29 protein-coding genes and 1 pseudogene are annotated in these 23,931 nt (G+C 66.6%); 13 read left to right on the top strand and 17 right to left on the bottom strand.

From position 1 onward, the window contains the following. Positions 1-19 precede the first annotated feature (19 nt). The 8 genes from groL to DIE16_RS04310 all read right to left on the bottom strand — a co-directional run bounded on the left by groL (position 20) and on the right by DIE16_RS04310 (position 5,742). Entirely contained in the window at positions 20-1,642 is a 1,623-nt protein-coding gene (groL, locus tag DIE16_RS04345) for a chaperonin GroEL (RefSeq protein ID WP_124528635.1), read from the bottom strand. 77 nt (positions 1,643-1,719) lie between these two features. After that, positions 1,720-2,037 carry a co-chaperone GroES gene (gene groES, locus DIE16_RS04340; RefSeq protein WP_124891884.1) on the bottom strand — a complete coding sequence of 106 codons (318 nt, stop codon included), beginning with the start codon at positions 2,035-2,037 and terminating at the stop codon, positions 1,720-1,722. A gap of 687 nt (positions 2,038-2,724) precedes the next feature. Beyond that, positions 2,725-3,147, bottom strand: a complete 423-nt coding sequence (locus DIE16_RS04335) for an ACT domain-containing protein (protein ID WP_124528639.1) — start codon at positions 3,145-3,147, stop codon at positions 2,725-2,727. Between the two features lie 96 nt (positions 3,148-3,243). Continuing rightward, positions 3,244-3,723 carry a hypothetical protein gene (locus tag DIE16_RS36990; RefSeq protein ID WP_260434337.1) on the bottom strand — a complete coding sequence of 160 codons (480 nt, stop codon included), beginning with the start codon at positions 3,721-3,723 and terminating at the stop codon, positions 3,244-3,246. Positions 3,724-3,907: 184 nt separating this feature from the next. Further along, complete coding sequence (locus tag DIE16_RS04325) at positions 3,908-4,129, bottom strand: hypothetical protein (protein WP_082088431.1); 222 nt, start codon at positions 4,127-4,129, stop codon at positions 3,908-3,910. 49 nt (positions 4,130-4,178) lie between these two features. After that, positions 4,179-4,991 (bottom strand): fused MFS/spermidine synthase, encoded by an 813-nt coding sequence (locus tag DIE16_RS04320; RefSeq protein ID WP_124891883.1) that lies wholly within the window; start codon positions 4,989-4,991, stop codon positions 4,179-4,181. 5 nt (positions 4,992-4,996) lie between these two features. After that, positions 4,997-5,260, bottom strand: coding sequence for an HPr family phosphocarrier protein (locus DIE16_RS04315; RefSeq protein WP_044843459.1), 264 nt, complete (start codon positions 5,258-5,260; stop codon positions 4,997-4,999). Positions 5,261-5,295: 35 nt separating this feature from the next. Then, positions 5,296-5,742, bottom strand: a complete 447-nt coding sequence (locus DIE16_RS04310; protein WP_124891882.1) for a hypothetical protein — start codon at positions 5,740-5,742, stop codon at positions 5,296-5,298. A 207-nt stretch (positions 5,743-5,949) separates the two neighbouring features. Here DIE16_RS04310 and DIE16_RS04305 point away from each other — a divergent pair. Next, positions 5,950-6,303 (top strand): annotated as a pseudogene (locus DIE16_RS04305) (zinc ribbon domain-containing protein YjdM). Between the two features lie 319 nt (positions 6,304-6,622). On the opposite strand, the gene DIE16_RS04295 reads toward DIE16_RS04305, so the two are convergent. Together DIE16_RS04295 and DIE16_RS04290 are read right to left on the bottom strand one after the other, a co-directional pair. Further along, positions 6,623-6,820, bottom strand: coding sequence for a ribbon-helix-helix protein, CopG family (locus DIE16_RS04295; RefSeq protein WP_044843458.1), 198 nt, complete (start codon positions 6,818-6,820; stop codon positions 6,623-6,625). A 168-nt stretch (positions 6,821-6,988) separates the two neighbouring features. After that, positions 6,989-7,756, bottom strand: coding sequence for a YoaK family protein (locus DIE16_RS04290; RefSeq protein WP_044843457.1), 768 nt, complete (start codon positions 7,754-7,756; stop codon positions 6,989-6,991). A gap of 245 nt (positions 7,757-8,001) precedes the next feature. Here DIE16_RS04290 and hyfB point away from each other — a divergent pair, with 245 nt between their 5' ends. From hyfB to DIE16_RS04255, 7 genes are all read left to right on the top strand, one after another. After that, positions 8,002-10,008, top strand: coding sequence for a hydrogenase 4 subunit B (gene hyfB / locus DIE16_RS04285; protein ID WP_124891881.1), 2,007 nt, complete (start codon positions 8,002-8,004; stop codon positions 10,006-10,008). Then, complete coding sequence (locus DIE16_RS04280; RefSeq protein WP_124891880.1) at positions 10,002-10,952, top strand: respiratory chain complex I subunit 1 family protein; 951 nt, start codon at positions 10,002-10,004, stop codon at positions 10,950-10,952. The genes hyfB and DIE16_RS04280 overlap by 7 nt, the downstream gene beginning before the upstream one ends. Beyond that, a complete protein-coding gene (locus tag DIE16_RS04275; RefSeq protein ID WP_044843454.1) occupies positions 10,953-11,612 on the top strand; it encodes a formate hydrogenlyase in 660 nt (219 codons plus the stop codon). Further along, positions 11,605-13,068 carry a hydrogenase 4 subunit F gene (locus DIE16_RS04270; protein WP_124891879.1) on the top strand — a complete coding sequence of 488 codons (1,464 nt, stop codon included), beginning with the start codon at positions 11,605-11,607 and terminating at the stop codon, positions 13,066-13,068. Before DIE16_RS04275 ends, DIE16_RS04270 begins: the two co-directional genes overlap by 8 nt. Before the next feature lie 3 nt (positions 13,069-13,071). Continuing rightward, positions 13,072-14,634 (top strand): NADH-quinone oxidoreductase subunit C, encoded by a 1,563-nt coding sequence (locus DIE16_RS04265; protein ID WP_124891878.1) that lies wholly within the window; start codon positions 13,072-13,074, stop codon positions 14,632-14,634. Continuing rightward, positions 14,634-15,149, top strand: a complete 516-nt coding sequence (locus DIE16_RS04260; RefSeq protein ID WP_044843451.1) for an NADH-quinone oxidoreductase subunit B family protein — start codon at positions 14,634-14,636, stop codon at positions 15,147-15,149. The genes DIE16_RS04265 and DIE16_RS04260 overlap by 1 nt, the downstream gene beginning before the upstream one ends. A 201-nt stretch (positions 15,150-15,350) precedes the next feature. Beyond that, on the top strand, positions 15,351-15,548 hold the full coding sequence (locus DIE16_RS04255) for a DUF2970 domain-containing protein (protein ID WP_044843450.1): 198 nt from the start codon (positions 15,351-15,353) through the stop codon (positions 15,546-15,548). Positions 15,549-15,760: 212 nt separating this feature from the next. Here the strand turns inward: DIE16_RS04255 and DIE16_RS04250 are convergent, their stop codons facing one another. Both DIE16_RS04250 and DIE16_RS04245 read right to left on the bottom strand, forming a co-directional pair. Further along, positions 15,761-15,973, bottom strand: a complete 213-nt coding sequence (locus tag DIE16_RS04250) for a DUF2909 domain-containing protein (protein ID WP_044843449.1) — start codon at positions 15,971-15,973, stop codon at positions 15,761-15,763. Then, positions 15,970-16,320 carry a hypothetical protein gene (locus DIE16_RS04245; protein WP_124570342.1) on the bottom strand — a complete coding sequence of 117 codons (351 nt, stop codon included), beginning with the start codon at positions 16,318-16,320 and terminating at the stop codon, positions 15,970-15,972. Before DIE16_RS04245 ends, DIE16_RS04250 begins: the two co-directional genes overlap by 4 nt. Before the next feature lie 373 nt (positions 16,321-16,693). Between DIE16_RS04245 and DIE16_RS04240 the strand changes: the two genes are divergently transcribed. After that, complete coding sequence (locus DIE16_RS04240; RefSeq protein WP_044843447.1) at positions 16,694-16,879, top strand: ribbon-helix-helix protein, CopG family; 186 nt, start codon at positions 16,694-16,696, stop codon at positions 16,877-16,879. 21 nt (positions 16,880-16,900) lie between these two features. Here the strand turns inward: DIE16_RS04240 and DIE16_RS04235 are convergent, their stop codons facing one another. Then, complete coding sequence (locus DIE16_RS04235; protein ID WP_124528647.1) at positions 16,901-17,737, bottom strand: spermidine synthase; 837 nt, start codon at positions 17,735-17,737, stop codon at positions 16,901-16,903. 46 nt (positions 17,738-17,783) lie between these two features. Next, on the bottom strand, positions 17,784-18,128 hold the full coding sequence (locus tag DIE16_RS04230; RefSeq protein WP_044843445.1) for a zinc ribbon domain-containing protein YjdM: 345 nt from the start codon (positions 18,126-18,128) through the stop codon (positions 17,784-17,786). 236 nt (positions 18,129-18,364) lie between these two features. On the opposite strand from DIE16_RS04230, the gene DIE16_RS04225 reads away from it, so the two are divergent. The 3 genes from DIE16_RS04225 to DIE16_RS04215 all read left to right on the top strand — a co-directional run bounded on the left by DIE16_RS04225 (position 18,365) and on the right by DIE16_RS04215 (position 19,821). Next, positions 18,365-18,757: an HPr family phosphocarrier protein gene (locus DIE16_RS04225; protein WP_260434335.1), complete on the top strand. Its 393-nt coding sequence runs from the start codon at positions 18,365-18,367 to the stop codon at positions 18,755-18,757. A gap of 76 nt (positions 18,758-18,833) precedes the next feature. After that, positions 18,834-19,055, top strand: a complete 222-nt coding sequence (locus DIE16_RS04220; protein WP_044843444.1) for a hypothetical protein — start codon at positions 18,834-18,836, stop codon at positions 19,053-19,055. Positions 19,056-19,266: 211 nt separating this feature from the next. Further along, a complete protein-coding gene (locus DIE16_RS04215) occupies positions 19,267-19,821 on the top strand; it encodes a GNAT family N-acetyltransferase (RefSeq protein ID WP_260427264.1) in 555 nt (184 codons plus the stop codon). 93 nt (positions 19,822-19,914) lie between these two features. Here the strand turns inward: DIE16_RS04215 and DIE16_RS04210 are convergent, their stop codons facing one another. The 3 genes from DIE16_RS04210 to DIE16_RS04200 all read right to left on the bottom strand — a co-directional run bounded on the left by DIE16_RS04210 (position 19,915) and on the right by DIE16_RS04200 (position 21,904). Beyond that, entirely contained in the window at positions 19,915-20,400 is a 486-nt protein-coding gene (locus DIE16_RS04210) for a DUF1641 domain-containing protein (RefSeq protein WP_124485837.1), read from the bottom strand. 113 nt (positions 20,401-20,513) lie between these two features. After that, positions 20,514-20,996 (bottom strand): BON domain-containing protein, encoded by a 483-nt coding sequence (locus tag DIE16_RS04205; protein WP_124891877.1) that lies wholly within the window; start codon positions 20,994-20,996, stop codon positions 20,514-20,516. A gap of 512 nt (positions 20,997-21,508) precedes the next feature. Further along, positions 21,509-21,904 carry a DUF305 domain-containing protein gene (locus DIE16_RS04200; protein WP_044843440.1) on the bottom strand — a complete coding sequence of 132 codons (396 nt, stop codon included), beginning with the start codon at positions 21,902-21,904 and terminating at the stop codon, positions 21,509-21,511. Positions 21,905-22,093: 189 nt separating this feature from the next. Between DIE16_RS04200 and DIE16_RS04195 the strand changes: the two genes are divergently transcribed. After that, a complete protein-coding gene (locus DIE16_RS04195; protein ID WP_124891876.1) occupies positions 22,094-23,920 on the top strand; it encodes a thiamine pyrophosphate-requiring protein in 1,827 nt (608 codons plus the stop codon). Positions 23,921-23,931 lie beyond the last annotated feature (11 nt).

Genomic DNA, 23,931 nt, shown 5'->3' with positions numbered 1-23,931 from the left:
ACGAGACCCGCTGCCCGGGTCAGTACTCGAGCGCCGGTTCGGCGGACTGCGCCGGCTTTTCGTCCTTCGGCGCGTCCGCAACCGTCGCGTCGGTCGTCAGGATCAGCCCGGCGATCGATGCGGCGTTCTGCAGCGCCGTACGCGTAACCTTGGTGGGATCGACCACACCCGCCTCGACCAGATCGCCATATTCTCCGGTGGCCGCGTTGTAGCCGAAGTTGCCCTTGCCTTCGAGCACCTTCGCGATGACCACCGAAGGCTCGTCCCCCGCGTTCGAGGCGATTACGCGCAGCGGCGCTTCGAGCGCGCGCAGCACGATCTGGACACCGGCGTCCTGGTCGCCGTTGGCGCCTGTCAGGCTCGCCACCATCGAACGGGCGCGCAGGAGCGCTACGCCACCGCCCGGCACGATGCCTTCCTCGACCGCCGCGCGCGTGGCATGCAGCGCGTCGTCCACCCGGTCCTTCTTCTCCTTCATCTCGAGTTCGGTCGCCGCCCCGACCTTGATGACGGCCACCCCGCCCGCGAGTTTCGCGACGCGCTCCTGCAGTTTCTCGCGATCGTAGTCGCTCGTGGCTTCCTCGATTTGCGTGCGAATGGACTTCACGCGCGCTTCGATGCGCTTCTCGTCGCCCGCGCCGTCGATGATGATCGTGTCGTCCTTGCGCACCTCGACGCGCTTGGCACGGCCGAGATCCTCGAGTGCCGCCTTCTGCAGCTGCTTGCCGGTTTCTTCCGAGATGACGGTCGCGCCAGTCAGGATGGCGATGTCCTCGAGCATGGCCTTGCGCCGGTCGCCGAAACCGGGCGCCTTGACCGCCACCACCTTCAGGATGCCTCGCATCGCGTTGACCACGAGCGTGGCCAGCGCTTCGCCGTCGACATCTTCCGCAACAATCAGCAGCGGCTTGCCTGCCTTGGAGGCGACCTCGAGGATCGGCAGCAGATCCCGGATGTTCGAGATCTTCTTGTCGTGCAACAGGATCAGCGCGTCGTCCAGGTACGCGGCCTGCCGTTCCGGATCGTTGATGAAGTAGGGGCTGACGTAGCCGCGGTCGAACTGCATCCCTTCAACCACGTCCAGCTCGTTCTCGAGCGACTTGCCATCCTCGACCGTGATGACGCCTTCCTTGCCGACCTTCTCCATGGCGTCGGCGATGATCTTGCCGATGGTCTCGTCGGCGTTCGCCGAGACCGCCGCCACCTGTGCGATCTCCCTGTTCGTGGAAATCGGCTTCGACAGCTTGCGCAGTTCGTCGAGCACGGCGGCCACGGCCTTGTCGATGCCGCGCTTGAGATCCATCGGATTCATGCCGGCGGCGACGTGCTTCATGCCTTCCTGCACGATCGCCTGGGCGAGCACGGTGGCCGTGGTGGTACCGTCGCCGGCCACATCGGCGGTCTTCGACGCGACTTGCTTGACGATCTGCGCCCCCATGTTTTCGAAGCGGTCCTTCAGTTCGATTTCCTTCGCGACCGACACGCCGTCCTTCGTGAGGGCAGGCGCGCCGAAGCCGCGCTCGATCAGCACATTGCGGCCTTTCGGCCCCAGCGTGACCTTCACGGCATCGGCGAGAACGTTCACGCCCTTGACGATACGGGCACGGGCGCTGTCGTGGAATTGGACGTCTTTTGCACTCATGTTGCTGCTCCGGATAGTAGTCGTTGACTCGACCCGTCGCGAACCGCCAGTCGGGTATTCGCGACCGGCTCGGGATGTCAGGCGGCCTCACGCGAGGCGCCGACTTCGGCCTCGAGGAGGCCCATGACGTCTTCCTCGCGCATGACGAGCAGTTCCTCGCCATCGACCTTGACGGTCTGGCCTGCGTATTTGCCGAAGAGAACCTGGTCACCGACTTTCAACTGGAGCGCGCGCAGCGTTCCATCCTGCAGCAGCCGGCCGCTGCCGACTGCGACGACTTCGCCTTGTTCTGGTTTTTCTGTCGCGGAATCGGGTATCACGATGCCCGAAGCCGTCGTCCGCTGCGTCTCGATTCGCTTGACGATAACCCGGTCGTAGAGGGGACGAATCTGCATTTCCATCTCCTGAGCGATTAAAGGATCACCAATAAGGGAATCCGGCTACGGGCACCGAGGCGCGTGGAACGCCGCCGTGCAGCCGAGCCAATGTCTGGCGGATTGCGAAATAGAGGCGGCCGTCGCGCGCTTCAAGGGGGTGTGAAAACGGCTATTTGTAACAAATTGTTTCGGGGCGGCAGCGGAATGGGATTGCCCTGCCGAGGCGACGTACGGTGCGGCCGCGTCCACATTGCCGGGCTCGCTACGGGCGCTGCGAGGTCCGGCCAGTGGTGACCAGCGAACGAACGCGACAAGCGGGGGAATGGGCGATGCTGAATAGATAAGACAGGATAAGTATTCTTATCACAATGCATCTGTTTTTATTAAAAACTCGAACACGAACAAATACGCCGGGTCAATCGATCCCCTGCCCGCTCGCCCGTGTTTGCCTCACACGGCATGACGAAACGCGAAGGCACGCGAAGACACAGGAACACGGCAGACGTACGCGGCAAATCACGCGAACGAAGCACCGCTGCGGCGCGTCGCCCGCGCGCATGCCGCAATCGATTGGCCGTCGATATTCCGCGGCGGCCTCATCCGGTCGAAGCTCGGGCAGACCGCGCCGCACGCCCGATGCAACGCACACGAGATTCAGCCGTGAAAGGCGCCCCGCCTCACCCGGCAGTCGACTGAAGCGGCAATTCAGGGCCTTTGCAGGATGTCTGTCGCCTGCTCGGCGTCGGCCAGCGAGTCGAGCGCTAGATAGGCGATGAACTGCGAGCCGAGCACGGCGGCGGATACGCCGCGGAGATTGATCCCGCCGTCCGACAGTTTCTGGGTCAGTTCCGCGATGATCCCCATCTGGTCCAGCCCCATCACACGGATCGAGTGCAGGCTCGAGCTAGGACTGAATCCCGCCTGCGTGGCAGCACGGGTCTCCCGATCTCCCTGCAGCGGCGCGACGAATACCACCCCTTTGCCGGGTGCTTCCTGGGTGCGCCGGGCGACGATGAATTGCAAATCCGCGCCGGCATCCCGCAACGCGTTCAGCACGCGTGCAAGACCGCCCGGCTTGTCCTCGATGGTGGCCGCCCATACGTCGACGCGTTCCACGAGCAGTTCCATGGCCCCTCCAGAAAGTCGGACCTCGATGAAGACAATCTATGTCGCGCATGACCGGCGAGCAAGGCCGCTTGTGCGAACGGCGGCATGCAGGTTCGCCTAGGAATCCGATGATTTCGCCGACGGGGGACGCAAGCCGAGCATGACCGCCTGCCGATGCCGCCATTGAAGCAGCGCGTCGCGGAACTCGTCGGATGATTGCCCGGACGTAACCCGCCATGCTCCGGATTGAAAGGATCTCGCGGCGCGCCAGAACGATCGGGCCTCGGGCCCGTCGTCGATGGGAGTAATGGGCAACTGGTACGTTCGATGCAGATACGACAGGAAGGCGAGCCCGTAGCCGCGGCGCCTCATCGTCGGGAGAATTTCCAGTCGATGGACATATACTCGATCGGTTCGCGGCGCCAGGCTGTATGTCGCCGCGCCGACGATACCGCCGGATGCCGCGAGGATCGCGACTTCCCAACCCGAATGCGGCACACCGTCGATGCCCAGATCGATCGGAGTCGATTGAAAACGAATCACGGGAAGCCGGCGAAATTTGTGCCGCGCAAAAAGTAACCGCAGGTAGGAAAGCACGTTCAGCCTTTCGTCATGTCCGCAGCGGCACGCTTGCTCATCTTCGCGCGCCACCGCAATTCGCAGCCGCACCCTGGCGCGTTGACGCTTCCCCTGTCGAACGCAACCGCCCATGACATGAACGACCCGGCATGGATGTCCGGATCGACGCGACCGTGCGGTTCGCGAGCGACGCCGGCCAGAACTATTTCCGGTTCTTCAGGAACGTCTGTCCGGCTGCCGTGATCGAGACGCTTCCGCGGCCGTTCGTCGGATAGCGCACGAATCCTGCGCCGATGAGCTCGCGGGTAATGGACCAGCCAAGTGCGGGTGTATCGCGACCGTAACGAATATCGGCAAGGCGCTCCAGCGCCCAGATCGCGGATGCCGAGATGGTCGGAACGGTCGAAGCTTCGTTATCGCTCATGGCGTCTCCAGGAGTTTGATCATGATCAAGGGTGCCGCATGTATCGGACTCAATCGGCAAGGCACGCACTCAGGCGCGTCCAGTCGTAACGGGCGCCGACCTCGATGCGTACGGCGGCATCGACGAGGTCGATGCCGTGGTGGCCGCAGTGCCGATCCGCACGTTCGATGAGTGCCTCGAGCGACGGCAGCGGTGCGTCGCTCTTCCAGGCGAAGGCGATCACGTTGCCCGCATCGTCTTCAGCCGGTGCGATTGCGACGGACGGGCCGAACGTCTCACGCAGCCTCGCGAGACAATCACCGAGTCGCGGATCGTCGCCGAGCAGATTGACGACGAGCACGCCGTCGTCGTTCAGTCGCGCGCGACAGGTGTCGTAGAAGGCTGCGCTGCAGAGCTCGGACGGCGCGCCATCCGCATTGAAACCATCCTGCAACAGCGCATCGAATGTGTGCGCGGTCGTCGACAGGTGCCGCGCCGCGTCCGCGCAGATGATCGTCAGTCGCGCGTCGTCGGGTGGAACGTGGAACCCGTCGCGAAGCGCGATCACTTCCGGATTGATTTCGATTGCGGTGAGACGGGTGTTCGGCAGGTTCCGATAGCAATACTTCACGAGCGAACCGCCGCCGAGCCCGATCAAGCCAACATGCGCGGGTTCCGGCTGAAACAGCAGGAACCCCATCATCGTGCGCGTATAGCCGAGTGCGAGCGCGTCCGGAGCCTCCCGCAGCATCGTGCTTTGCATGCCACGGCCGTCGAAGCACAGCGAGACGAGGTGCTCGTTTTCCACGACGATCGGCTTGTCGGCGATCTCGGCCGGGGAAGCCGCGCGCAGGCCCAGGAACGGAAAATCGACAGGCGGCACGTCGGTCAGCCCTCTTGAAGCAAGGGCAGGAGCGCACGAAGCGCCGCCTCTTCGTCCGGACCGCTTGCAAGGACTTGCGCGGATGCGCCGCGACGCACCTGCAGCGATGACATGGCCATGCCGTCCTTGGCATTCCCGCGCCGCCCATTGGCGATCAGCAGGATGTCGCTGTCGAAACGGCGCGCCGTGACCACGAGCGCATCGCGCACGGCGGTCGCACCGTTCCGGCTCCAGGCGGGACCTGCTTCGAAATAGACGACGGTTGCCATGTTCCTCGCGTGTGGCGTGAGATGGATGCTGGTATTCAGTGGGACGGGGCGATCCGGCAGGCCATCAGGAACGCCTGGAACTCGGTTTCCCATGCCGCGTCGCGCATGTCGATTTCGAAACCGACGAGACGCTGCATTGCGCCGCTCAGATACACGACACGGAGCAATCGAGGCGGCACGCCCTGCGCGAAACAGCAGCCATCCGCATCGAGCAGCAGGCGCGGATGGTGCCGGAACCGCGCACTGGCCACCGAGATGGGATCCATCACATGCCGAGCCGATTCCCGCGGATAGACGAACGCCAGATGAATACCGGCGGCCGCGAGCCGCTCGCCCACATCATGGAAGCGGTGGACCATCTGGAAGCCGCGCTCGCCGCCGCGCCCGACGCCCACCACGACAAGCCCCCGGCTCCCCGCGACCTCCGGCAGGGATATGGGCCGCCGATCAGGCAACAGCAGCATCCCATCTAGATCGAACATGTCGGCTACCTCCGCGAATCCGCCCTCAATTCCGGCGATCGGCGGCAAGGCTGGATTATAAGACAGCATTCATATAATGTGTATTTCATTATAATGTTGTGTGCGCCCACCCCGTGGTCGGCCCGCCTGCGAGCCGACGGCACGGCGCCCGTTCCGGCGAGGCAGGTATTCGCCCGCTCTTGCCGCCGGCCGGCTCGAATCCGTCCGATGGAAGCCGCGAACGGTGCCCCCGCCTGCCCGCAATGCGCAATGGAATACACCTGTCCGAACGGCACACTGCATCTGTGCGCGGACTGAGGTCATGAATGGTCGGCGGGCGCCGGCATCGAATCCGCTGACGATTCGGCCAGGCGAGTCGTCAAGGACGCGAACGGCAATGTGCTGTCGGACGGGGGCGCGGTCGCGCCGATCAAGGATCCGCGCGTGAAGGGTTCATCGATCACGCTGAGAATGGGCGCCAAGGTAAAAAGCATCCGGATCGTCGGCGGCGATCACGAGATCGACGGCAAGACCGACGCGGGCAGCTTCGTGCTCACGGCGTGCTTTCGCCGGGAAGCGTGACGCCGCGCGCTCACCTACGGCGAACCCGCTTGTCGTTGCGGTTCGCTGCACGCGCTCCCCACCGACAACATATCTACCCGGATCGATCGGGCATGGAGCGCGGTTATCGGAATCTGCCCGGCGTGACCATCGACGCGATCGAAACCGATCCGGACGCGATCGCGCTACGCGATGTATTCAGGATTCCTGCAGACGATGCCCGGTTCAAGATGGCCCGTGCGGATGGCACGAAGTACGTGACACGGAAGGATGCCCATACCGACCCTGGCATGCGCACGGCATGCGCACCGGGAAATCGACGTCCGGGCGGCTCGCGAACTCAGTCCGCGCTTCGCTTCACCCGTTTGCCGAGCGCGCTTTTCGTCTTGTAGCTCACGCCGTGTTGTTCGAGATACTCGCGAATCAACTGCCGCACGACTTGCGACGGCGTCAGGTCCTGCTCCGCGCAGAGCATGTCGAACGCCTCTTTCTTGGCGGGATCGATCAGGATGGTCAAGCGTGCGGTTTTCGTTTCCATTGCAGGGCAGAGTCGGCGATATGCTAATTTAATTATAATGCATCGGCCCTTGCGTACCGCGCCCGAAAGCATTCGGCACGCGCGGGTGGCCCACGCTCGGCGAAAGCGCCCCAAGCAGGATCCGCCGCCGGCAACGCGCAGTCGGGTTTCGTTTCACCTTGTGCAGGCTCACGACCGGCGGTCAAGCCGATAGAGATAGTCGAGCACGTCGTCGACGACGGGCACGATCGCCAGCGTGACGAGTGCCGCGGCCAGCGGCACGGTCGACACGTAGCCGACATGCTTGAAGCCGATTGCGCCCGCCAGCCCCCCGACGAAGAACGACGCCAGCATCGTCGCGTGAATCCTGAGCTTCGCGCGGTTCGCGATCACCGTCTGCGCGTGCACGTCGGCACTTGAACGATTCCAGTAAAAGAGCTTGCCGAGTTCGATGCCGAGGTCCGTCACGATGCCCGTCATGTGCGTCGTGCGGATTTCCGCCCCCGACAGCTTGGTGATCATCGCGTTTTGCAGCCCCATGATGAAGCACAGCAGGATCACCGTGACCGGCATGAAGAACGCTTCCCACAGCGCGAGATGGCTGCCGAGCAGCCCGAACAGGAGCAGCAGCGCCGCTTCGACCAGCAGCGGCAGCACATACTGACTCTGCAGGCCACGGCGCCGCCCCCAGTTGACGAGCACGGCCGAGCAGCCGGCACCCACCAGAAACGACGCGAGCGAACCCACCCCGGCCAGCACGAGCCGGATGTCGCCGAGCGCGGTCTGATCCGCGATCGCCGACACGATCCCGCTCATGTGCGACGTGTATTGCTTGACCGCGAGGAAACCGCCGGCATTGGTTGCGCCGGCGACGAAGGCAAGCGAAAACCCGAGCTGGCGGTTCGCGGCCGCGCTGCGGTGTTTTCCCGTCAGGCTTCGGAAGTACTGCGCTGGCATAGGATCTTCCCTCATTCGCCCGGATCGGGAGACAACGACGCCCCGGGCGGAGCCCGGCGCGCCGCGGCACACCGCCACGGTCGCCCGTTCCATCCAGGGTGCCATGAGACTTTTATGATAACGGCATTATCATACCTTGTTATCCTGATTCGTCTTTCGGTGTCATAATGCGGGCAGGAACAGATCGCGGAAGAAGCGGCCTTTCCATCACCTCGTCCAACCCGAGCGTACTGGAGACATTCCGGATGGCACCCGTGCCGGTCGTCCATTTCGTCCTGCTGGCCGTGGCCGCGTGGCTCGCGGTCGGCACGCTGGGGCTCGGGGCGCTGCGCCGCACGCGACTGGTTGCCCACGGCCTCTTTCCGCTCGGCGCGCTGGTCGGGCTGTTCGTCGGCGCGGCGGGCCTCGCCGGCATCCTTGCCGAGCCGTCTGCCGCGGCGCTGCCGATCGGGCTTCCCGGCCTGCCCTTTCATCTGCGTCTCGATCGCCTGTCCGGCTATTTCCTGTTCGTGCTCGGCCTCGTCGGCACCGGGATCGGCGCCTTTTCAGCCGGCTATTTCCGCAAGGGTGAAGGATCCGCGCCCGGGCTGATCTGCTTCGAATACCACGTCTGCGTCGCAAGCATCGCGCTGGTGTTGATCGCCGACGACGCCTATGTATTCATGGTCGCCTGGGAGACGCTGACGCTGTCCGCGACGTTTCTCGTCATGACCAACCACCGGATCGGCGAGATCCGCCGGGCCGGTTACCTGTATTTCCTGATCTCGCACGTCGGCGCGCTGGCGCTGCTGCTCTGCTTCGGCATTCTGCAGGCGCGCACCGGCGACTACACCTTCGCCAACCTGCGCGCGCAGTCGCTGGATGCCTTGCCCGCGTCGTTCGCCTTCCTGTTCGCGCTCGTCGGGTTCGGCGCAAAGGCGGGGATCTTCCCGCTGCATGTGTGGCTGCCGGAGGCGCACCCCGCGGCGCCGTCGCCGGTCTCGGCGCTCCTCAGCGGATTCGTGCTGAAAGTCGGCCTGTACGGCCTGCTGCGCGTGCTGTTCGACCTGTTGCACGTGCAGATTGCGTGGTGGGGCGTGCTGCTGCTCATGCTGGGGCTCGGCACCGCGCTGCTCGGCGTGGTGTTCAGCACCATCCAGGTCGACATGAAGCGCCTGCTCGCCTATTCGTCGATCGACAACGTCGGCCTGATGCTCGTCGCGCTCGGTCTCGCGGTACTGTTTCGCGCGTACGGGATGACGAGCCTGTCGGCGCTCGCGCTGACCGCGATGCTCTACCAGATCGTTGCGCATGCAGCGTTCAAGAGCCTGCTGTTCCTGGGCACGGGCGCCGTGCTCCACGCCACCGGCGAGCGCAACCTCGGCAGGCTCGGCGGACTGATCCGCTTCATGCCGTGGACCGCGTGGGCCGTGCTCGCGGGCGTCGCGGCCAGCGCGGGCCTGCCGCCGCTAAGCGGTTTCGTGGCCGAGTGGCTGCTGCTGCAGGGCTTTCTGTTCGCGCCGCGGTTGCCGGATTCGGTACTCGCGATGACGGTGCCGATCGCCGCCGCGCTGATCGCCATGTCGGCCGCGCTGGCCGGCTACACGATGGTCAAGTTCTTCGGCATCGTGTTCCTCGGGCAGCCGAGAGAAGCGAAGCTGAACCGCGCCCGCGACGCGAACGCGTGGGAACGGCTCGCGTTCTGCTGGTTCGCGGCCGCCAGCGTGCTGCTCGGGCTGATGCCCGCCCAGTTCGTCAAGTTGCTGGATCGCGTCACGCACACGCTGGTCGGCGCCGGCGTCGGCGCGGACAATCATGGCTGGCTGCTGTTCGCGCCCGTGTCGGCCGCTCGCGCGAGCTACATGCCGGCGGCGTTCATGCTGTTCTTCATCGCCTGCTGCGGGCTCGCGTGGGTGCTGGTGCGGCGTTTCTATCACGGCCGGCTGCGCCGCGCGGCCCCGTGGGGCTGCGGCTTCCCGTTCACGACCGCGCGCATGCAGGATACGGCGGAAGGATTCGGGCAGCCGATCCGCGAAATCTTCGCACCGCTGCTGCACATCGAGCGGCAATTGCCGTCGCCGTTCGACACCCAGCCGGCCTACCGGGTGTCGGTGACCGATCGCACCTGGTCCGCGCTCTACGCGCGCATCGCGGCGCTCACGCAACGCGCCGCCGACTGGGCAGGCCGCCTGCAGACGGGCAAGATCGCGGTTTACCTGACCTACAGTTTCGTCGTGCTGATCGTGCTGCTGATGTTGGTGAGACGATGGTAACCCTGTCCGGCGTCATCTCGCAGACTCTCGAAATCGTGATAGCGATCGCGGCCGCGCCATTGCTCACGGGGTGGGTCAACCAATGCCGCGCCTGGCTTCAGAACCGGCGCGCGCCGTCCATCTGGCAGCCGTACCGGATGCTCCACAAGCTGTTCAACAAGGAATCGGTCATCGCGCACGGTGCGAGCCCCGTGTTCCGCGGCGCGCCCTATGTCGTCTGGGCCGCCATGACGCTCGCGTGCGCGATCGTGCCGACCCTGTCGACCGAGTTGCCGCTGTCGCCCGCCGCCGATGCGATCGCGCTTGTCGGCCTGTTCGCGCTCGCGCGCGTCGCGCTGTCGCTCGCGGCGATGGACGTCGGCACGGCGTTCGGCACGCTCGGCGCCCGCCGCGAAATGCTGATCGGCTTCCTCGCGGAGCCGGCATTGCTGATGGTGCTCCTGTCGGCCTCGCTGATTACGCAGTCGACGCTGCTGACGAGCATCGTCGCGACGCTCGGCCGCGGCGAGCTCACGATCTATCCGAGCCTGGCGTTCACCGGCATCGCGTTCACGCTGGTCGCGCTGGCCGAAAATGCGCGGCTGCCGGTCGACAATCCGACCACCCACCTCGAGCTCACGATGATCCACGAGGCGCTGATCCTCGAATATTCGGGGCGGCATCTTGCGTTGATGGAATGGGCGGCAAGCCTCAAGCTGTTCGCGTATTCGTGCATCGGTCTCGCGTTGTTCGTGCCCTGGGGCATCGCGAATGCGGGCGATCCCGTCGCGCTGCTGCTGGCGGTGCCGGTGCTCTTCATCAAGCTGACGGCAGGCGGTGTCGCGCTCGCCGTGGTCGAAACGGCCAACGCGAAGATGCGCATCTTCCGGGTACCGGAATTCCTGGCCACGGCTTTCCTGCTGGCCGTGATCGGCATGCTCGTCCACCTGCTGCTGGGGGCATGAATGCACGCCTACGCGACACAACTGATCAATTTCCTCGCGGCCGTGCTGCTGATGCTGTCGTTCGCGATGCTGAGCCAGCGCCGGATCCTGTCACTGATCCATCTCTATACGCTGCAGGGCGTCGCGCTCGTGTCGGCGAACCTGATCCTCGGCTTCGTCACGGCCGACGTGCACCTGTATGTGTCCGCCGGGCTGACGCTCGTGCTGAAGGTCGGCGTGATTCCGTGGTTCCTGTATCGGCTCGTGCGCAGGCTCGACGTCAAGACCGACGTCGAACCGCTCATCAACATCCCGACCACGCTGCTGATCGGCATCGTCCTCGTGATCGTCGCGTTCAACGTCGCCGCGCCGATCAGCCAGCTCGCGACCTCGGTCGCGCGCGGCACGCTCGGCATTGCGCTCGCGTGCGTGCTGCTGTCGTTCATGGCGATGATCACGCGCGCCAAGGCCATTCCGCAGGTGATCGGCTTCCTGTCGATGGAAAACGGGCTGTTCTTCGCGGCGGCGGCCGCGACCAACGGCATGCCGATGATCGTCGAGCTCGGCATCGGGCTCGACGTGCTGATCGGCATCCTGATTCTGGGCGTCTTCATGTTCCAGATTCGCGAGCAGTTCGACAGCCTGGACATCCATCACCTCGAGAAACTCAAAGATGAATGACGCCCACGTCGTGCTCGCCGTGCTCGGGCTGCCGCTCGCGGGCGCCGCGTGCCTCGCCTGCGTGCGGCCGAGCCGGGTCGCGCGCCATCTGAACGTCGGCTTCAGCCTCCTGACGTTCGCGGCGACGCTGGTGCTGGCCGCGCGCACCGTCGAGCACGGCCCGTCGTTCGCGTTCGGACGCGCGTTTTTCGTCGATCCGCTCAATGTCTATCTCGTTGCGCTCACGGCGTTCGTCGGCTGGACGACCTCGCTGTTTTCCCGGCCCTACATGCAGATCGAGGAAGCCCGCGGCCGGATGACGGCCGCGCGGATGCGGCTCTATCACAGCATGTATCAGCTCTTCATGTTCGCGATGCTGCTCGCGCTGCTGACCGACAACGTCGGCGTGCTGTGGGTCGCCATGGAAGCCGCCACGCTCGCCACCGTGTTGCTCGTCAGCGTCTACCGAACCGCCGCGAGCCTCGAAGCCGCATGGAAGTACTTCATCCTGTGCGGCGTGGGCATCGCCCAGGCGCTGTTCGGCACGATCCTGCTGTACCTCGCCGCGAGCCGGCAGCTCACCGACGGCGACGCGCTGCTGTGGACGAGCCTGGCCGCCGTCAGGACGCAGCTCGACCCGACGATCGTGTCGATCGCCTTCGTGTTTCTGCTGGTCGGCTACGGGACCAAGGTCGGCCTCGTGCCGATGCACAGCTGGCTGCCTGACGCGCACGCCGAAGGTCCGACGCCGATTTCGGCGGTGCTGTCCGGCCTGTTGCTGAACGTCGCGCTGTATGCGGTGCTGCGCTGCAAGGTGCTGGCCGACGGCGCGCTCGGCAATGGCCTGCCGGGGCGGCTGCTGGTCGGGTTCGGGCTCGTGTCGGTCCTGATCGCGTCGTTCTCGCTGTTCCGGCAGAAGGACGTGAAGCGCCTGTTCTCGTACTCGTCGATCGAGCATATGGGCTTGATGACGTTCGCATTCGGGCTCGGCGGCCCGATCGCGACGTTCGCCGGGCTGCTGCACATGACGGTCCACTCCCTCGTCAAGTCGGCGATCTTCTTCGCGGTCGGCCATGCCGCGCAGAAGGCCGGCACGCAGGCGATCGACGGCATTCGCGGGCTGCTGCAGGTCAGCCCGACGGTCGGCTGGGCCATGATGCTCGGCACGCTTGCGATTCTCGGCCTGCCGCCGTTCGGCGTGTTCGCGAGCGAATTCCTGATCGTGACGACGGCCATGAACACGCTCCCGTGGACCGCGCCGTTGCTGCTGCTCGGGCTCGCCGTCGCGTTCGCGGCGATCTTCGCGCGCGTGCAGCGGATGGTGTTCGGCGAAACGACGACGGCGACGCCGCTCGAACACCGGCCGGCGCTGCTGCCGGTGTTCGTGCATCTGGGACTCGGCCTGATGCTGGGCCTGTACGTGCCGCCTTACCTGGCCATGTGGTACCGCCAGGCGGCGACGATGCTGGCGGGGTGAACGATGCGACTCGACTTGATTCAGGCGGACGGCTCGACGCGCCTGCGGCACGCGGCAGGCCAGGTTCCGGCTGCCGTGGTTGACGTGGACGAACCGCGCTGGCTCGACATCGCGCATGCCGCGCGGAGCGAACGAAGCCGGCTTGTCGCGATGTGGGGCGGCGAAACGCGCGCGCGCGTATTTTCGGTCAATGCGGCGTACGAATGCGACGACGGCGTCCTGTGGGTGCGTCTCGCGACCGGGCCGGAACCGCGGGCCGACGGCGACTATCCCGATCTCGCGGGCGTGTTTCCCGCCGCGACGCGGATGCAGCGCGCCATTTTCGACCTGACCGGCCTGCGCGCGCGCGATGCGCGCGACACGCGCCCGTGGCTCAATCACGGCAACTGGCCCGACGACTACTTTCCGCTGCAGAAGCAGGCAACCGGCATCGAGCGATTCGACTCGAACGAAGCGGATTATCCGTTCGTGCAGGTTGCCGGCGACGGCGTGCATGAAATCGCGGTCGGGCCGATTCACGCCGGCATCATCGAGCCGGGCCATTTCCGGTTTTCCGTCGTCGGCGAGAAGGTGCTGCGGCTCGAGGAACGGCTCGGCTATGTACATCGCGGCGTCGAGCGGCTGTTCGAACGGACGGCCGCATCGAACGGCCATCGCGTTGCGGGCCGGATCGCCGGCGACTCGACCGTCGCGTTCTCGTGGGCCTATTGCATGGCGCTCGAACAGGCATGCGGCACGGCCGTGCCGGCGCGTGCGCTGGTGCTGCGCGCCCTCCTGCTCGAGCGCGAGCGCATCGCCAATCACCTCGGCGACCTCGGCGCGCTCGGCAACGATGCCGGATTCGCGTTCGGTCTCGCGCAGTTCTCGCGGCTCAAGGAGAACTGGATCCGGACCAACGGCGGCGTCTTCGGGCATCGCTACCTGATGGACCGGATCGTGCCGGGCGGGCTGGCCGTCGACATCGATCCGGAAGACGCGGCGATCCTCACCGAACAGTGCGAACGCATTGCACGCGACGTGCACGTGATGCGCAAGATCTACGAGGACCAGTCCGGGCTGCAGGACCGGTTTCTCGGCACCGGCCGCCTGAATGCCGACGTCGTCGCGCATTTCGGCGTGCGCGGCATGGCCGCCCGCGCCAGCGGCCAGACCTTCGACGTGCGCGCGAACCTGCGGCCGGCCCCGTACCACGACCTGGCCGTCCAGGCGGCCAGCGATGCGCGCGGCGACGTTGCGGCGCGGGTCGCCGTGCGGTTTGCCGAAATCGACGAATCGCTGCGCCTGATGACCGACCTGCTCGCGAATCTTCCGGAGGGGCCGATCGCCGCCGCCGTCATGCCCGCGGCGGCGCCATCCGCGGGCATCGGCTGGGTGGAGGGCTGGCGCGGCGACGTGTTCGTCGCGCTCGAGACGGCATCGGGCGATGCCATCGCGCGCTGCCATTGCCACGATCCGTCCTGGCAGAACTGGCCGGCGCTCGAGCACGCGATCATCGGCAACATCGTTCCCGATTTCCCGCTGATCAACAAGTCGTTCAACCTGAACTACGCGGGGCACGATCTCTGATGTGGCAACTCATCCGTCAATTCGCGCGCACCGACTTTCCCGACGAACCCGTGCCGGCCACCGAAGCCGCGTGGCGACACGAGGCGCAGCAGATTCGTCAGGACATACTCGACCTCCTCGGCCGCGCCTTGTGCATCCGGCAGATCGACGCGGGTTCGTGCAATGGTTGCGAGCTGGAGATCCACGCGCTGAACAACCCGTACTACAACATCGAAGGGCTCGGGATCAAATTCGTCGCCAGCCCGCGCCATGCGGACCTGCTGCTCGTGACCGGCCCCGTCACGCTGAACATGAAGGCCGCCGTGCTTGCCGCGTACGACGCCACGCCGGCGCCGAAACTCGTCGTCGCGGCCGGCGAGTGCGCATGCACGGGCGGCATCTTTGCCGACAGCTATGCGGTGTGCGGCCCCGTTTCGTCGGTCCTGCCCGTCGACGTGACCATCCCCGGATGCCCGCCCCCTCCGGTCGATTTGCTGCGCGGCATCCTGACCGCCTGCCGATCACGCGGAGCCTGAAGCGGATGCCCGCGGCAATCCTTCAGGCGGCCGATGAGGCGCGGATATCCGGATCCATGACGTCGTCTCGTTCGAACGCAAGCCGGCCCCGGCGCACAGCCACCAAACGATCCGCGTGCAAACGGAAACGCGATGCTCACGCGCGTCGCGACGCGCGGTATCGGTATCCCTGCAACTTTTATTGAGGCGAAGGAAAACTGTATGACTGAAAAAGGTAAAGACCAGATCGTTCGTGCGTTCCGCGCGGTCTTCCTGGCGTTTCTCGGCGTCAACAAACGAAAGAATCTCGAAGCGGATGCCACGCAACTCAACCCGTTCGCGGTAGTCATTGCCGCGTTCGTTGCGCTTGGCGCATTCATTGCGCTGCTGCTGATCGTCGTTCATCTGGTCGTAGGTTGACGGTTCGCCGCCACGAATGCGCGAGCTCGCCACGGCAACGCACCGGCCAGGTCGCGCGCATGCCCGTTCGCTAGGGCGTGAAGATCGGCAGGCCCGGTGCGATCGGGTCGCCCGGGTCGCCCGGCTCGATCGGCCGGTTCTCCCGTATCGCATCGACGATCCAGGTCATCGGCGCCGACCGCGCCGGTCGACGCGCGACCGGATGCCGCACATCACCGCCCGATCGGCAGCCCAGTCGGTTCGATCCACCCGAGCCGGTATGCGATCAGCAGCGACAGGAACAGCGTGATCGACAACCCGACGCGCGCCGCCAGCGACCACGCCATCCGCTTGCTTCCGCCGCGGTCGTGATTCATGAAATACAACGCGAAAACCAGGCTTCCGATAATCATCACGAAAGCCGCCGAAACCAGCGCAATCTTCATTGTTTGTGTTCCTCCAGACCCGAATCGGTCTTCAGCAGTTCGACCAGCCTTTGCCGCTCGGCAGCGACGTCGGCGACGCCCGACGCCGGCCAGTCCAGCGCCACGCCATTACCCAGCGAATCGCGCACGAGCGTCTGGTAATGGCGGTCGCTGATCCGGCCCTGCTCCATCGCTTCCGATATCTCATGCCGAAACGGTAGCGGAAAGCTCGCGTATCCGCGCGACAGCGCGGCATATTGCCGCGCGTCGATCTCTTTCGACGACGGCACGACGGCCCACACCACGACGGCCACGATGGCTGCAAACGGAATCGCCGTATAGCGGAGAACGAACTTGATCGGGGTCATGAGGCGGATATCGGAGTGGCGTGTAGCGGAGTGGCGTGTAGTAATGGCGAAGCAACGGCCAGGCAGCGCCGCGGTGACGGCCCGCACGGGCCGCATGGAAACGGAAGCGGCCGGCGCCCATCGCGCAAACGCCGGCGCCGCTTGGGCAGCCCGGCTGCCGGCAGCCACGTCCGACATTGTACTTAAAGCCCCATACGGCCAACAGGGTATGATAATCCGGTTATCATGTTTGCCGCGCGATCGACGATCCGTTCTCATCGCGCGAATGCCGGCGTCGCGAGTTCGCTCGCACACCACAATCGCGCATTCGGACAGAGCAGCGAAAACGAATGGATTATAATTTGATTAACATATCGACCGCGCCCGCCTCACGATGGAAACGAAAACCGCCCGCCTGACCGTCCTGATCGACCCCGCGAAGAAAGAAGCGTTCGACCTGCTCTGCGCGGAGCAGGATCTCACGCCGTCGCAAGTCGTGCGTCAGTTGATCCGCGAGTATCTCGACAAACACGGCGTCACGTACAAGACGAAGAGCACGCTCGGCAAGCGGGTGAAGTAAGCCCGGCCGAAGGCGGCGCCGTCACGCGCAGATCTCCCACCGTGCATGTTCACGCGCGCGCCACACGAGCCGCGCGGGATCGATGCCCTCCCCGGCCTTCATGCGCCGGGCGGTGGACGACAGCTTGAGCGCGCCGGCCGAACCGAACCCGAGCGCGCGTTCGAGCAGGATCCGCAGCGACGGCAACGGGTTGCCGTTCTTCCACGCGAACGCGATGAAATTGTTGTCGTCGCCGCACGGCACCAGCGCATACGAATCGTCGAACACCGCGCGCAGTTGCTCGAGATGCCGCGGCAACGCCGGATCGTCGTCCATGAAGTTGATCGCGAGCACGCCCGTTTCGCTCAGCCGCGCACGGCACGCGTCGAGAAAGGCCACGCCCGTGCAACTGCCCGGCATGCCGTCGGCAACGAACGCGTCGTGCAGGATCACGTCCGCCCGGACCTCGGGCCTTGCCACGTAGTCGGCGCCGTCCGCGCAGACCACCGCGAAGCGCGCGTCGTCCTGCGGAATCCGGAACACGTCGCGCAGCGCGATCACGTCCGGGTTGATCTCGACCGCGTCGATCGCCGTGTCGGGCAGGTGCCGATAGCAGTATTTCGCGAGCGATCCGCCGCCGAGCCCGATCATGCAGATGCGCGCCGGCACCGGCTGCAGCAGCAGGAAACCCATCATCACGCGCGTATAACCGAGTTCGAGCCTGACCGGATCCTGCAGCGACATGAAGCTCTGCGTGCCGAAGTGGTCGAAGTGCAGCGACACCGCGTGCTTCGTCTCGAGCACGAACGGCCGGCCGTCGTTCAACGGCATCGCCAGGAACTGCAGGAATGCGTCATAGGACGCTCGATCCTCGCTCATGCTCGGCAGGCCCGGTTGATCGGAGCGTCGGTCGCGCCGCGTGCGGTCATACCTTCTTCAGGTAGCAGGCCTTCAGCATGAAGCCGCCCATGTCGGTCTTGCAATCGACTTCGTGATCGCCTCCGACGAGACGGATGCTCTTCACCTTGGTGCCCATCTTCAGCGTGATCGACGAGCCCTTCACGCGCAAATCCTTGATCAGCACGACGGAATCGCCGTCCGACAGCACGTTGCCGTTCGCGTCCTTGACGACGTCGCCCGCCGGTTCGTCGCCCGCTTCGGCGCCGGCGCCGGCCGACCATTCATGGCCGCAGTCCGCGCACACGTAAAGCGTGCCGTCCGGGTAGGTGTTTTCCATCGCGCATTGCGGGCAGGCGGGGGCGGCGTTCATTGCAGCTTCCATTCGGTGGGGGTTCAGGTCAATCGAAAAAAATACCGGGCACGCAAGCACGTGGCCCGGACCGCGCGCGCACCGCTGCGATCCACGGATCGGCAGGGCAGCGCAACGCGCACACGACATTATAATGCAATACACATAATCCAGTTGTCGGATTATAATCGTCAGCTTTCGATCATTCGCCGGACTTGATGGCGGTTTCGCTGAGGATGTCGACATGTTCGAGATGAATGCCGCACCGGCACCCGATGCACGGCGCGCGGCGCCCCGTCGGGAAGCCGCGCGCCGCGCGTTCCCGCCGTGCTGCCGGCCGGCCATTGCACGCCGTTCCGGCGATTTTCCCCGAGGCTGATCCGCACGTGGCAACCGTCGTCTACGTTGAAATCGGCCCCGCATGGAACCGCGGCCGTGCGGCCGCGTCCCGCGACGCGATCGTCGCGGCGGCGCACCGCTTCCAAAGCGAGATACTGCTGCTCGCCAACGGGCTCAGCGGCAGCGCGAAGGACGCAACGGCCATCGCGGCGCTGCAGATGCATGGCGGCACGTCGGCGCAGATGCTTGCCACCGGCCCCGACGAGGAAGCCGCGCTCCAGGCGCTGTTGCCGTTGCTGCAGGCGGGCTGACGCCGCCGCGCGCCGCGTCGCCCGATCCCACGGCCTCGTGCCGTTCACCCTGAATCACCCGTCCCCTGAGGAAGCGATGAACGACAACGTCACGTCCAATACCCCCAACCTGTCCGCGTCCGCGCTCTGGGCGCTCGAGCGCCTCGCCGACGTGCGCTACGGCCGCGATGCGCCGGCACTCGGCTGGTCGGTCGAGCAGGAACTCGTCGGCGCGGGCTTCGTCAGCCATGCCGCGCATGGCCGTTCCGGAGCATCGATCACCGCGCACGGCCGCAACTTCCTGAAAAGCCGGAAGTAGGAAACAGCAAACGGCCGGCACGGGCGCGCCGCCGCCACGCGGCCGCCATCCCGTGCCGGCCCCGTCGGGCGACGGCTATCCCGGCGATGCGATTCGCATGCCCCGCTGCCGGCGGGGATTTGCGGCCGCGCCGCAGTTTCCGCGGTATCGTACGGGACCCAAGCGCGGCGCACCGTGCCGCCTTCGCCTTCCTTTCCTCATGGAACGCCCGATGACCTCCCGCGCCCTGCCGCCCGTCACGTCCCCACCGGTTCTCGACACGCCCCGCCTGATCCTCGAAGGCCATCCGCTCGGCGACTTCGACGCGCTCGCCGCGATGTGGACCGAGCCGACCGTCGTCGAGCACATCTTCAACGGCAAGCCGTCGGCGCCGCGCGACTCGTGGATGCGGCTGCTCGCGTATCGCGGGCTGTGGCCGCTGCTCGGCTACGGCTACTGGGCGATCCGCGAGAAGGCAACGGGCCGCTATGTCGGCGATCTCGGCTTCGCCGACTTCCACCGCGCGGTCGAGCCGCCGATTCGCGGCGTGCCGGAAGCCGGCTGGGCGCTCGCGAGCTGGGCGCACGGCAAGGGCTATGCGACCGAGGCGCTGGCGCATGCGCTCGGCTGGCTCGATGCGCAGAACCGGTTCGAACGCAGCGTGTGCCTGATCGCACCGACCAACGTCGCGTCGATCCGCGTCGCGCAGAAGGCCGGGTATGCCGATCCGGTGCGGATCCGCTTCAACGACGCCGATTCGCTGCTGTTTTCGCGCGCGTGCCGCTAGGCACGATGCCGCCGTCGCTGCCGACGACGGAACGCGCAGCGATCGCGAGCCAGCACAACCCTTGCATGCCGCGGGTCGGTGCGCCCGCCGCCGTCACGTGTCCGCCGGCTTGTCGCTGAGCGCGGACGACGCCGGATTCTCCGGCTCGCGCGCGAGGCCTTGCGCGAACACCTTCAACCCTTCGAGCAGCGGCGTCAGCGCATCCCACAGCGCTTCGTCGTGCAACAGCCGGTACGCGCCGCGCACGCCGGGCGCGACGTGCTCGTGCTCGGCCGGCTGCCACGCGCCGATGTGATGCAGCGCGTCGGCTGCCGCGAACACGGCCTTGCCGAACTGCTCCGGCGGAATCCGCGACAACGCCGTCACGAGTGCCGCGAGGTTCTGCATGCCGCTTTGCATGCCCGGCTTGTCGAACGCGCCGACGAACGTCTCGGCCATCTGCGCATTCGCGCTGACGACCTCGTTCGCGAAGCGCAGGAAGCCATGGCGGTGGAGGCTGCCGAGCAGGCTTTCGAGCGCGTGGTGCGCGTCGGGCTCCGGTGCCGGGGGCGTCGTGGCGGGATAGGGACGATCGGTCATCAGCGGTTCTCCGGATGAGGCGCGGCGTGACGGACGTTGCGGCCGCCACGCGTGCGCCGGATTCGTGTCGTGCTTCGTTCACCGCGCCCGCCGGCGCGCAGCCGATGTCGCCGTCAGTGCGTCGGGCCGCCGGGCGGCGCCTTGTATTCGCTGCGTGCGCCCATCGCGTCCTCGACGGTCTGCACACCGCGCAGCGCGGCCACGCCGTCGACGACGGCATGCCGTTCCGCTTCTTCCACCTGCCCGCTCAGGCGCACGTGCCCGTGCTCGACGGTCACGTCGACGTCGCGCGGACGCCCGACCAGATGGCCCAGCGCGGCACGCACGCGTTCGGTGACCAGTGCGTCGTCCGCGTCGCCGGCGAGCCAGTCGGCGCGCAGCCCCGCGATCGCGCCGCGCGCATGATCGGCCGCGCGCTTCGCCTGCGTATTCGCGTAGTCGATCACGCCGTGGCGGCCCGCGGCGGCCTTGTCGCGCACGTACGCGCGCCGCCGCCGGCCCGACGCCGGATCGAGGAAATACATCGCCGCCGCGCCGCACGCGACGGCTACCGCGAGATTCAACAACGGGTTGTTCGAGCGTGTTCTGGAAGTCATGGGAGCACCGTGGTCGATACCCGGGACAGCCGGGCTTCGCCGACACGTGCAGCATGTGCCGTTCCTCGCCGCAACGCCGCCGCTGCGGCGGCGTTGCGCGCACGCCGGTGCGGCATCCGGGCCGCGTGGCTTACTCTGCGACGGGGCGATCGAAATGACAAGCGCTTGAAAATTCCGCGACCGGCGAGCACCGCCGGCCATGGACGGTGCCGGGCACGAAAACCGCGGCATGCGTCGTTGACGCGCGTCGAATGGCGCGGTACACGAGCCGGCCGCGGCCTGCGAGCCGGTTCATGCGTGAGCGTCCGGCGACGTGCGTTGCCGCCGCGCGCGCGTATCCGTGTCGCGGGCGGGTATGCGACTGACCGTTAGTTGCAATTGCAGGATCACCCGTCCGGGTGCTGGCCGCGGGCATGCGGCATCCGCCGTCGGTCATGCCCCCGCCCCCTGCTCGGATGCGGCCCGCCGCGACACGACCGACCGCGCCCGCTCAACCGCGTGATGGCCGGCGCTCACGGCGTCGCGCCGTGCATCTTCTGCCAGCGCTCCATCAACGCGATCTCGTCGCGCTGCGCGGCGACGATGCGGCTCGCGAGCTGCCGCAGCGTCGGGTCCTTGCCGTACTTCAGCTCGACCCGTGCCATGTCGATCGCACCCTGGTGATGCGGCGCCATCTGCGACACGAAATCGCGATCGGCGTCGCCGGAATAACGCGCGCCCTCCATCGCATCCATCATCCTGCGGTCGGCGCGCTTGTACGCCTGGGTCGAGGTGTCGGGAACGGTCACGGTGTCGGGCGGGCGCAATTGGCCCCCGGCCGGCGATACGGCTGCCGCGGCGGCGACCAGCAGTGCGCAGGCGGCGCAGTGCCGGGCCGCGCGCACCGGGCGGCGGGTGAATGCATCCATGTCACGGCTCCTCGGGAATTGAACGGTCGGTTGCCTGCTCTTCGCGTGCAACGCCTGCCTGCAACGCCCGTACCCGACGCAGCCGGCACGCCCGGACGGCACGCGCATTGCGCGACGCACCGGCAACGCCGCGCACGGCGATCGCCCGCGCCCGGCGCATCGGCTCATCCCGAACCAAGGAGAAACGGCATGGCGACAGTGGCGGATTTCATCGTCGAACGGCTGTATGACTGGGGCGTGCGCCGCATCTACGGCTACCCGGGCGACGGCATCAACGGCTTCTTCGGCGCGCTCGGCCGGGCCGAGGACAAGATCGCGTTCGTGCAGGCGCGCCACGAGGAGATGGCCGCCTTCATGGCGTCCGCGCATGCAAAATTTACAGGCGAGCTCGGCGTGTGCGTCGCGACCTCGGGCCCCGGCGCCACGCACCTCGTGACCGGCCTGTACGACGCGCGGCTCGACCACATGCCGGTGCTCGCGATCGTCGGCCAGCAGGCGCGCGCGGCGCTCGGCGGCCACTACCAGCAGGAAGTCGACCTGCCGGCGCTGTTCAAGGACGTTGCGGGCGCATTCGTCCAGCTTGCCGTCGTGCCGGGCCAGGTGCGCCACCTGGTCGACCGCGCGGTGCGCATCGCGCTCGGTGCGCGCACGGTCACCGCGCTGGTGCTGCCGAACGACCTCCAGTCGCTCGACTACGCGCCGCCGAAGCGCGCGCACGGCACCGTGCATTCGGGGATCGGCTACACGCCGCCGAAGGTGGTGCCCTATCCCGACGACCTGCAGCGCGCGGCCGACGTGCTCAATGCCGGCAAGCGGGTCGCGATGCTGGTCGGCGCGGGCGCGCTGCGTGCGACCGACGAGGTGATCGCGGTGGCCGACCGCCTCGGCGCGGGCGCGGCGAAGGCGCTGCTCGGCAAGGCGGCGCTGCCCGACGACCTGCCGTGGGTGACCGGCTCGATCGGGCTGCTCGGCACCCGGCCGAGCTACGAGCTGATGAGCGAATGCGACACGCTGCTCGTCGTGGGCTCCGGTTTCCCTTATTCGGAATTCCTGCCGAAGGAAGGCGAGGCACGCGGCGTGCAGATCGACCTTAAGGCCGACATGCTGAGCCTGCGCTACCCGATGGAGGTCAACCTCGTCGGCGACAGCGCCGAGACGTTGCGCGCGCTGCTGCCCCTGCTGAAGGAACGGGACGACACCGGCTGGCGCGACCGGATCGCGAAATGGAATGCGGACTGGCGCGACACGCTCGCGGCACGCGCGGCCGCGCAGGCGAGCCCCGGTCGCGGCGTGAATCCGCAACGCGCGTTCACCGAGCTGTCGCCACGGCTGCCCGGAGACGTGATCCTGACGAGCGATTCGGGCTCCTGCGCAAACTGGTATGCGCGCGACCTGATGATGCGGCGCGGGATGATGGGCTCGCTGTCCGGCGGCCTCGCGTCGATGGGCGCCGCCGTGCCGTATGCGATCGCCGCCAAGTTCGCGCACCCGGCGCGCCCCGTGATCGCGATGGTCGGCGACGGCGCGATGCAGATGAACAACATGGCCGAGTTGATCACCGTCGCGAAGTACTGGCGGCAATGGCCCGATCCGCGCTGGATCTGCATGGTGCTGAACAACGAGGACCTGAACCAGGTCACGTGGGAGCAGCGCGTGATGGAAGGCGACCCGAAGTTCGACGCATCGCAGCAGATTCCGGATGTGCCGTACTACCGCTTCGCGACGCTGCTCGGGTTGAAGGGCATCTACGTCGACGACCCGGAGCAGCTCGGCGCCGCGTGGGACGAGGCGCTCGCGTCCGACCGTCCGGTCGTGCTCGAGGTCAAGAGCGATCCGGAAGTGCCGCCGCTGCCGCCGCACGTGACGCTGCAGCAGGCGAAGCACTTCGCGCAAACGCTGGTGAAGGGCGACGCACGCGAGGCGAACGTGATCGTCGAGACCGCGCGGCAGGTTCTGTCGGCCGTGCTGCCGGGCAACGGCGAACACGGTGGCAAGGGCGGGACAAGCCGGTCGTAGCGCATCACGGG

Origin of the sequence: Burkholderia sp. Bp9090, assembly GCF_003857985.1 — a bacterium.
Lineage (GTDB): Bacteria > Pseudomonadota > Gammaproteobacteria > Burkholderiales > Burkholderiaceae > Burkholderia.
Note: the sequence above shows the minus strand (reverse complement) of the source record. Positions and strands in the feature narration are given on the sequence as shown.

Bases quoted from the DNA above. Each gene is read 5' to 3' on its own strand.
- groL (WP_124528635.1), bottom strand. From the start codon at position 1,642: ATGAGTGCAAAAGACGTCCAATTCCACGACAGCGCCCGTGCCCGTATC.
- groES (WP_124891884.1), bottom strand. From the start codon at position 2,037: ATGCAGATTCGTCCCCTCTACGACCGGGTTATCGTCAAGCGAATCGAG.
- DIE16_RS04335 (WP_124528639.1), bottom strand. From the start codon at position 3,147: ATGGAACTGCTCGTGGAACGCGTCGACGTATGGGCGGCCACCATCGAG.
- DIE16_RS04325 (WP_082088431.1), bottom strand. From the start codon at position 4,129: ATGAGCGATAACGAAGCTTCGACCGTTCCGACCATCTCGGCATCCGCG.
- DIE16_RS04315 (WP_044843459.1), bottom strand. From the start codon at position 5,260: ATGGCAACCGTCGTCTATTTCGAAGCAGGTCCCGCCTGGAGCCGGAAC.
- DIE16_RS04310 (WP_124891882.1), bottom strand. From the start codon at position 5,742: ATGTTCGATCTAGATGGGATGCTGCTGTTGCCTGATCGGCGGCCCATA.
- DIE16_RS04295 (WP_044843458.1), bottom strand. From the start codon at position 6,820: ATGGAAACGAAAACCGCACGCTTGACCATCCTGATCGATCCCGCCAAG.
- DIE16_RS04290 (WP_044843457.1), bottom strand. From the start codon at position 7,756: ATGCCAGCGCAGTACTTCCGAAGCCTGACGGGAAAACACCGCAGCGCG.
- hyfB (WP_124891881.1), top strand. From the start codon at position 8,002: ATGGCACCCGTGCCGGTCGTCCATTTCGTCCTGCTGGCCGTGGCCGCG.
- DIE16_RS04280 (WP_124891880.1), top strand. From the start codon at position 10,002: ATGGTAACCCTGTCCGGCGTCATCTCGCAGACTCTCGAAATCGTGATA.
- DIE16_RS04275 (WP_044843454.1), top strand. From the start codon at position 10,953: ATGCACGCCTACGCGACACAACTGATCAATTTCCTCGCGGCCGTGCTG.
- DIE16_RS04270 (WP_124891879.1), top strand. From the start codon at position 11,605: ATGAATGACGCCCACGTCGTGCTCGCCGTGCTCGGGCTGCCGCTCGCG.
- DIE16_RS04265 (WP_124891878.1), top strand. From the start codon at position 13,072: ATGCGACTCGACTTGATTCAGGCGGACGGCTCGACGCGCCTGCGGCAC.
- DIE16_RS04260 (WP_044843451.1), top strand. From the start codon at position 14,634: ATGTGGCAACTCATCCGTCAATTCGCGCGCACCGACTTTCCCGACGAA.
- DIE16_RS04255 (WP_044843450.1), top strand. From the start codon at position 15,351: ATGACTGAAAAAGGTAAAGACCAGATCGTTCGTGCGTTCCGCGCGGTC.
- DIE16_RS04250 (WP_044843449.1), bottom strand. From the start codon at position 15,973: ATGAAGATTGCGCTGGTTTCGGCGGCTTTCGTGATGATTATCGGAAGC.
- DIE16_RS04245 (WP_124570342.1), bottom strand. From the start codon at position 16,320: ATGACCCCGATCAAGTTCGTTCTCCGCTATACGGCGATTCCGTTTGCA.
- DIE16_RS04240 (WP_044843447.1), top strand. From the start codon at position 16,694: ATGGAAACGAAAACCGCCCGCCTGACCGTCCTGATCGACCCCGCGAAG.
- DIE16_RS04235 (WP_124528647.1), bottom strand. From the start codon at position 17,737: ATGAGCGAGGATCGAGCGTCCTATGACGCATTCCTGCAGTTCCTGGCG.
- DIE16_RS04230 (WP_044843445.1), bottom strand. From the start codon at position 18,128: ATGAACGCCGCCCCCGCCTGCCCGCAATGCGCGATGGAAAACACCTAC.
- DIE16_RS04225 (WP_260434335.1), top strand. From the start codon at position 18,365: ATGCCGCACCGGCACCCGATGCACGGCGCGCGGCGCCCCGTCGGGAAG.
- DIE16_RS04220 (WP_044843444.1), top strand. From the start codon at position 18,834: ATGAACGACAACGTCACGTCCAATACCCCCAACCTGTCCGCGTCCGCG.
- DIE16_RS04215 (WP_260427264.1), top strand. From the start codon at position 19,267: ATGACCTCCCGCGCCCTGCCGCCCGTCACGTCCCCACCGGTTCTCGAC.
- DIE16_RS04210 (WP_124485837.1), bottom strand. From the start codon at position 20,400: ATGACCGATCGTCCCTATCCCGCCACGACGCCCCCGGCACCGGAGCCC.
- DIE16_RS04205 (WP_124891877.1), bottom strand. From the start codon at position 20,996: ATGACTTCCAGAACACGCTCGAACAACCCGTTGTTGAATCTCGCGGTA.
- DIE16_RS04200 (WP_044843440.1), bottom strand. From the start codon at position 21,904: ATGGATGCATTCACCCGCCGCCCGGTGCGCGCGGCCCGGCACTGCGCC.
- DIE16_RS04195 (WP_124891876.1), top strand. From the start codon at position 22,094: ATGGCGACAGTGGCGGATTTCATCGTCGAACGGCTGTATGACTGGGGC.